Here is a 7997-nt window from a genome sequence, read left to right as displayed (position 1 = left end):
TCCGTTGGGATTTGCCGAGCCGTCATGAATCAATGTCAGGAAAGGCAGTCCGCATTCACGATACCGAGGGCCGGTTGTTGGCGGTGGGAAGGTGTCCGTCCGGACCGCAGGAGGCAGTGGCGATTGAGAAGATGCTGGTGAGTCAGGAGTAAGTTAAGAGGAAGACAAAGAAGAAAGAGGAGATTGTCCCATGGCGTTATTGAAAGAAGCGAAAACAGAGTTGATCAAACAGTACCGGCAGCATGACACGGACTCCGGCTCTCCGGAAGTTCAGATTGCCGTGCTGACGAACCGCATCACTTATCTCACGGAGCATTTCAAGCTACACAAGAAGGATCACCATTCCCGGCGCGGTCTCTTGCAGCTTGTCGGCCGTCGCCGCCGGCTGCTGGACTATCTTCGTACGATCGACGTTGCACGCTATCGAGCGATCATTGATCGGCTGGGCATCAGAAAGTAGTGAAGTTTACGCTGCCGCGCAGGAACGCGGGAGCGTCTAGAACCGTCACACAGGTGAACACTGACATGCGCTCCCAATGCGCCATACCGCAGGCGTGGCGAGCATTTATACGGAGCGCATCTCTGTGGGCATCTGTGGGGCATAACTGAAGGAGACCATAGATGGTACACACAGTAGAACTGGATATTGCCGGGCGAATACTACGGCTCGAGACGGGACGTGTCGCCAAGCAGGCTGACGGATCGATCTGGGCCTCGTACGGGGACACCGTCGTATTAGCCACGGCCGTCGCTTCGCAAAACGCTAAGCCCGGCGTCGATTTTCTTCCGCTCACGGTTGATTATCAGGAAAAGGCCTATGCAGCAGGGAAGATTCCCGGTGGCTACTTCAAACGTGAAGGACGGCCGTCCGAACGGGAGGTACTCGTCAGTCGATTGATCGATCGTCCCCTTCGACCGCTATTCCCCGAGGGGTATTACTTCGAAACTCAAGTCATTGCGTCGGTGCTGTCCTCCGATAAGACCGGCTCGTCGGACGTGATCGGGATTACGGCCGCATCCGCCGCACTGGCTGTGTCGAATATTCCGTTTCTTGGACCGATTGCAGGCGTCAAGATCGGGCGTGTCAACGGGCAGTTCGTCGTCAATCCCGACCTCGAAACCCTCAAGGACAGTGAGCTGGATTTAGTCGTCGCCGGCACGGCTGATGCGGTCATGATGGTCGAAGCCGGAGCGAACGGATTGCCGGAATCGACGATGCTCCAGGCGATCGAATTGGCCCACGCCGAGATCAAGAAGATCGTCGCTAAGATTAATGAATTGAGCGGGAAGGTCGGCAAGGCCAAGCGGACGGTGAAGACGGAGGAAATCGATCCGGCTTTGGGAGATCAAGTGAAAGCGCTTGTAGCGCAGGGCATCAGAGACGCCATCATGATTCCCAACAAATCGGCTCGGCAGGAACGGCTCGACCTGATACTCGGCGAGGCGATTGAAAAGTTGAAAAATCTTGAAGATCCCGACCGTGAGAGGCACGTCAAGATCATTTTCCACGGGCTGGAGTACACCGAAGTTCGGAATATGATCCTGGAAAAAGGCTCGCGGGCCGACGGCCGTGGTCCTGCCGACATCCGCCCGATTACCTGCGAAGTCGGCGTCCTTCCCCGGACGCATGGTTCGGCTTTGTTCACCCGAGGCGAAACGCAGAGCTTAGCCGTCGTGACGCTCGGGACGACCGACGATGAACAGCGGATTGATGCGTTGGAGGGGGAATACACCAGAACGTTCATGCTCCATTACAATTTCCCGCCGTTCAGCGTCGGGGAAGCGAGGCCGCTTCGCTCGCCGGGCCGCCGCGAAGTTGGGCATGGAGCCTTGGCGGAGCGGGCGCTCAAGCCCGTCATCCCCAACAAAGAAGCGTTCCCTTACACATTGCGCCTCGTTTCCGACATCTTGGAGTCCAACGGCTCATCGTCGATGGCGACCGTGTGCGGTGGAACCTTGGCGATGATGGATGCGGCGGTGCCTATCAAGGAGCCGGTCGCAGGAATCGCCATGGGTCTGATTAAGGAAAACGATCGTGTGATGATCCTTTCCGACATTCTTGGATTGGAAGATCACCTCGGCGACATGGATTTCAAGGTGTGTGGAACGAAGGACGGTGTGACGGCGTTGCAAATGGATATCAAGATCGGCGGCATCACGCCGGCCCTGATGCATCAGGCGCTGGAGCAGGCGAAGGCCGGCCGGCTACACATTCTCGGCTGCATGAAGAAGGCCCTCGACACACCCCGCTCCGACATGTCCGCATTCGCCCCTCGTATCTTCACGATGAAGGTGAAGCAGGACAAGATTCGCGAGGTCATCGGGCCGGGCGGAAAAACCATCCGGGGCATCCAAGCCGATTGCGGTGTAAAGGTCAACATCGAAGATACGGGTGTTGTGACGATCGCTTCAGTCGACGGGGCTTCGCTGGAGAAGGCCAAGGAGATGATTAATCGGATCGTCGAAGAGGTCGAAATCGGCAAAACCTATTTGGGCACCGTTCGAAAAATCATGGACTTCGGAGCATTCGTTGAGGTGCTTCCCGGAACGGATGGCCTGGTGCATATCTCGCAACTGGCCCATCACCGGGTGAAATCTGTCGCGGACGAAGTAAAAGAGGGGGATCAGATTCTGGTCAAGGTCTTAGAAATCGACCGGCAGGGGAAAATCCGCCTCAGCCGCAAGGAAACCATGCCTGCCCCCACCGGGGCCGGCACGAAGGAACAAACCTCCGGGTAAACGCCTTGTATCGCAGGCTCGTTCTGGAAAACGGCGTTCGGTTGGTGACCGAACAGATTCCAATGCTCAAGTCGGTGACGGTGGGAATCTGGGTCAATGCCGGATCCCGGGACGAGCTTCCTTCCCAAGCAGGCTACTCTCACTTCATCGAGCATATGTGCTTCAAGGGGACCCGTTCCCGGTCCGCCACCGAGATTTCGCGTGAGATCGACGGGCTCGGTGGAGAAATGAATGCGTTCACCACGCGCGAGACGACGACATTCTATGTCAAGGTTCTCGATCAACAGTTGAAGCAAGCGATCGAACTGTTGGCGGATCTGTTCCATCACTCGCGCTTCGACCCCAAGGAAATCGAGAAAGAAAAGCAGGTCGTTCTCGAAGAAATCCGGATGGTGCAGGACGATCCGGAGGACCTCGTTCAGGAACTCCATACTGGACAGGTGCTCGGTCGCCATCCGCTGGGGCGGTCGGTCTTGGGCGCCGAAGATTCTATTAAGAATCTTCGGCGTCAGGATCTGATGGAGTACATGGATACACAGTACGATCCGGCGCAAATCGTCATCGCGGTTGCCGGAAATTTCGAGCAACGGGCGTTGGAGAAGTTAGTCGCCCGGTTTTTCGGGAAGGCGAACCGTACCAACGGCCTTGAGAAGTCGATGAGGCATGCACCGGAAGTCTGTGGAGGGGTGTTGAAACGGAAGAAATCATTGGAACAGGTCCACCTGTGCCTCGGACTGAAGGGGGTAGCAGCCGGACATCGGGACCGCTATGCCGTCTATGCCTTGAACAGTGTGTTGGGCGGAAGTATGAGTTCTCGTCTCTTCCAAGAGGTCAGAGAAAAGCGCGGACTGGCCTATTCCATCTACTCTTTTCTCTCAGGCTATTCCGATGTCGGAACAATTACGGTGTATGCAGCCACCAGACCCAAAGAAGTCGACCGGGTAGTCGCTCTTGTCTGCAAAGAGATCGCTCGGATGACAAAATGCGGAATCACGAAAAAGGAGCTCGAACTCGCCAAAAATCAGATGAAAGGCAGTCTCATGCTCAGCCTTGAGAATTCCCATAGCCGTATGAGCAAGTTGGCGAAGGATGAACTCACACAACAGAGGCATATACCCCTCGAAGAGCTGTTGGCGCAGATTGATTGTGTGACGACGGATGCGGTGCATGCGGTCGGGTGCGAATTGTTCTCACCGGACCATCTTGCGATTACTGCATTGGGACCAATTTCACCCCGTTCGCTTCATGCATTCAGATGAGAATTTTCTAATAGATTAATGTTCGTTGCGCATAGGAGAGAGAGAAATCCGTGATGTGAGAACAGCGTAACCAATTGTTTAATAAGTACTATTATCCACTTATTCGAAGTTATGCACAGGCCAAACATTTCCTTGACTCCCATTAGAGATTTGAGTAGGATGGGCCCCGTTTTTCGGAAAAAGCATTTTCAACCATTGGGACGCGTCGCGAGAGTTAGCAAAGGAGGTGCTTTTTAATCATCTCTCGTGTGGGCGGACCTTTCAAAAAGCTGGTTTTAATTTTTCGTACTTAAAGTGAAGCGTTCATCAGTTTTGTGGTTGTTACTTTTATGAAGGAGGGATTTGGTATGAAAAGGGTCGTATTTCTAGCTGCCGTTGCAGTGGTTTCTATGCTCGGCTTGCTGACGGCCGAATTTGCCGTCGCCGCCGATGCGCCTGGTGGCGCGACCGGAGCGGCGATAGAGCCGGATGGCAAGACGCCTTATGTGGGGACCACTCCGAAGACCCTCAAGGGTCGCGTCTGGTCCCAGTGGGCTGACAATCCCGATGGCGAGATCCTCTTCGGGATTCAGTATTGGAACACCGGTGAGCCGGCCTCTGGCACTCCATCAGGTCGTTCTTCTTCCGACCTCGATGTGAAGCCGCCGGATCCATTGTTCTCCTGCTGCGCGTGGGGTTTTGTCGGCGGTACGGACAAGAACAATCCGTATTCCGGTTGGTACCATGCTGCGACAACTGTCCGATTGGCCGTGAAGGACAAGGCGCTCATGGACCAGATCATCAAGGCTTCGCAGGAACTGGTCGCCATGGAAGTGAGCCTGGATGGACGGACGATCACTGGATTCAAGCTCTTAAAGTAATCGACTTCGACAAGATCTCATTTTTTCATGCTGTTGAAGGAGGACGAGACTATGAAGTTCCAAATGAAAGGCTGGGCCGTGTTGGCCGCAGTGGCGCTGGTAGGTTCTATGGCCTCCACCGCATTGGCCATTGAAGCATTCCAAGAGCGTTTTGAATGGGGGGACATGAGCAAGCCCACCACCATTCAAGGTCGGGTAGTTGTATTGGATCCCTACGATGAAGCAGTGTGGCTTAACGTGGCCGTCTTCGGTGGGAACGCCGAGAGCGGTCTTTGGTGGCAAAAACTTCATCCGGGGAAGAACCTCAAGTTCTACGCCGATAAAGGTGCCTGGGAAGAGTTGAAGAAGCTGGCCCGTCCTCATGCAGGACCGGCTGCAGCAAAAGAAGTACCCCCGTCTTCAGAAGGTGTGCTGGTCGAAGTCGTTGCGACCGAGCCGGAGCAGAATCACCGTGTGATTTCGTCTGTGAAGAAGATTCCAGAGGTCGCCGGTGCGCCTAACAAACCGAAAAGCATCACGGCTCTAGAATATTGCAAAGGGAAGGACGATTTTGATCCAGCCTGCGCCGAAGCGAAGCGGAAAGTGGCATCCGCACCGAAGGGGCCGGCCAAGTTGGGACAGCACTACGATGTGTTGATCCCTGGTGGTACACCGGTTGGTGGTATCATCCCGAACACCGGCGCTTATAACTACGGCAAATAACCGAAGCAGCGGTTGATTTGAAGAAAGCGGTCGCTCCTACAAGAGGGGCGGCCGCTTTCTTTATTGTCTGGAATTTTTGGGGTCCTCCGGCTTAACCATTCGTTGCCAGGCTGCTAGCTGATTGAGTGCATCGAGCGGCGTCATCCCGAAGAGGTCGATCTGCTTGACCTCTTCGATCAACGGGTGTGGCTGGGGTAGAGAGGGCTGTGTCGTGGCTGGTTGGTTGCTGGCCTCTCCTGATGTGTCTGCGCGCTCCAGTTGGGCGAGGACTTCTTGGGCGCGTGCGATTACAGATCCCGGAAGACCGGCAAGCTTGGCGACATGGATCCCGTAACTCCTATCTGCTCCCCCTGGTACGATTTTTCTCAGAAAGACCACGTTCCCATCACGTTCTTGAACCGCGACCCTATAATTCTTAATCCCCTCGCGAAGCGATTCCAATTGCGTCATCTCATGATAGTGGGTCGCAAAGAGCGTTCTTGCGCCTAAGTGACTCCGGTCCTGAATATACTCCGCGATGGCCCAGGCGATGCTCAGTCCGTCGTAGGTGCTGGTGCCGCGGCCGATCTCGTCAAGCAGGATGAGGCTCTTGGCAGTTGCGCAATTCAAAATATTCGCGCTCTCGACCATTTCAACCATGAAGGTGCTCTGTCCTGCGGCGAGGTTGTCGGAGGCCCCAACGCGGGTGAAAATCCTGTCGACCAACCCGATATGGGCCTCTGCAGCCGGCACAAAACTACCAATTTGAGCGAGTAGTGCTATAAGGGCGACCTGGCGGAGATAGGTACTCTTCCCCGCCATATTCGGTCCTGTAAGGATCACGAGCCGGCAGTCATCTCCGTTAAGCGATGTATCGTTCGGGACAAATTCCTGATCGACGGTCAATTGCTCGACAACCGGATGGCGGCCTTCACGAATACGGAGTGTTGACGAATCATCGACCATCGGCTGGACATAGCGATTCAAGGCGGCGGTTTCAGCGAGAGAGGCGAGGACGTCGATCAGTCCGAGTGCCTCGGCCATGGCCTGGAGTCGCGGGACCTCCTTCGCGAGATGTCCGCGAAATTTGGAGAATAGTTCCTCTTCAAGGGCCAGCAGCTTCGACTCAGCTCCCGTCACCCGTTCTTCCAGTTCCTTGAGTTCCCCTGTCATGAATCGTTCGGCGTTAGCCAGGGTCTGCTTGCGAATGAAATCCGGAGGAACCTTCGCAAGATTGGCTTTGGTCACTTCAATGTAATAGCCGAAAACTTGGTTGTATCTAACCTTCAGAGAGTCGATGCTGGTCCGATCCCGTTCTTTTGCCTCGAGCGCCGCAATCCAGCCTTTGCCTTCGGTGCGGGCTTTTCGCAATTCGTCGACATCGGCATTGTAGCCAGAACGGATCACGCCACCGTCTCGTACCGACAACGGCGCGTCAGGTTCTATGGCCTGTTCGATCTGATCGAACAGGTCCCGGCAGTCGTCCCACGCTTCTCTCCGAGCCACCAACAACGTCGTCTGAAAATCTGAAAGGTGGGAACGTAGTTCCGGAAGGGCGGTCAGAGATTGTTTCAAGGCCAGGAGTTCCCGTGGCCCGGCGATTCCGAGCGTCAGGCGGCTGCTGAGACGGGCTATATCCTGTATGGCGCGCAAGGTCGTGCGGATCGCCACCCGCGGCGCGATCCGATCCTTGAGTTCGGCCACTGCATCAAGTCTTGCCTCGATGGCAGTTCGATCGACGAGCGGGCGTACCAGCCACTCGCGCAGGAGGCGACTTCCCATCGCCGTCGCTGTTCGGTCCAGGACCGATAGGACGGTGGAAGATTGTCGTCCTGGTCGATCCTCTGCCTGGCCGATGGGGCGAACCAGTTCCAGGTTGCGGATCGTGGCGCTGTCCAGATGCATCGACTCGTGACTCCATCGCCGTTGAAGGCGACGAATATGGTCGAGCGGGGCGGATGGCTGGGTCTCCCGGAAGTAACGCCAGACTGCTCCCGCTGCGCTCAATCCAGCCGTGAGCCCCCGACAGCCGAATCCGTCAAGCGAGAGAACGCCGAGATGCGACCGTAATAACTTCTCGGCCTCCCCGGAATCGAAGAGTTCCGGCGGCTGTTCGCATAATCTCAATCCAGAGAATTGATCGAGGCGAAGTCCATGAGCAGTAGCGGTTCCGGCGTGGAGCAGTTCTCGTGGCTCAAGTCTCGCAAGTTCGTCGAGGAGCTGCTGATCCGAGCCGGAACCGTGGAATTCCATCACCCAGAAATCACCGGTGGAAACGTCGAGGCTCGCCAGGCCCCAGGGACCCGGATCCTTGGAGTGGCCGGACGGTGTTGCACGAGCCACTGACGCAAGAAAGTTGGACTCTCCCGGGGCCAGAAACTCCGTATCGACCAGTGTTCCGGGAGTGTAGAGGCGCACCACTTCGCGACGTACAAGTCCCTTGGCCAGCTTGGGGTCT

Annotated in this window: 6 protein-coding genes; 5 read left to right on the top strand and 1 reads right to left on the bottom strand. The window is 55.9% G+C overall.

Features of this window, described 5'->3' with window-relative positions; translation table 11 throughout:
* Positions 1 to 190: 190 nt before the first annotated feature.
* The 5 genes from rpsO to ACWVCN_RS06160 all read left to right on the top strand — a co-directional run bounded on the left by rpsO (position 191) and on the right by ACWVCN_RS06160 (position 5560).
* Positions 191 to 460, top strand: a complete 270-nt coding sequence (gene rpsO / locus ACWVCN_RS06180) for a 30S ribosomal protein S15 (protein WP_455244686.1) — start codon at positions 191 to 193, stop codon at positions 458 to 460.
* 161 nt (positions 461 to 621) lie between these two features.
* Complete coding sequence (gene pnp / locus ACWVCN_RS06175) at positions 622 to 2739, top strand: polyribonucleotide nucleotidyltransferase (RefSeq protein WP_455244685.1); 2118 nt, start codon at positions 622 to 624, stop codon at positions 2737 to 2739.
* A gap of 5 nt (positions 2740 to 2744) precedes the next feature.
* A complete protein-coding gene (locus ACWVCN_RS06170; RefSeq protein ID WP_455244684.1) occupies positions 2745 to 3998 on the top strand; it encodes a M16 family metallopeptidase in 1254 nt (417 codons plus the stop codon).
* 347 nt (positions 3999 to 4345) lie between these two features.
* Entirely contained in the window at positions 4346 to 4858 is a 513-nt protein-coding gene (locus ACWVCN_RS06165; RefSeq protein ID WP_455244683.1) for a hypothetical protein, read from the top strand.
* Between the two features lie 51 nt (positions 4859 to 4909).
* Positions 4910 to 5560, top strand: a complete 651-nt coding sequence (locus tag ACWVCN_RS06160) for a hypothetical protein (RefSeq protein ID WP_455244681.1) — start codon at positions 4910 to 4912, stop codon at positions 5558 to 5560.
* 60 nt (positions 5561 to 5620) lie between these two features.
* Here the strand turns inward: ACWVCN_RS06160 and mutS are convergent.
* Positions 5621 to 7997: DNA mismatch repair protein MutS (mutS, locus tag ACWVCN_RS06155; protein ID WP_455244680.1), on the bottom strand; the 2377-nt coding region annotated here is incomplete at its 5' end.

The sequence above is a fragment of the Petrachloros mirabilis genome (assembly GCF_975968855.1).
The sequence above is the reverse complement of the archived record's forward strand: the minus strand, read 5'-3'. Positions and strand labels throughout refer to the sequence as shown.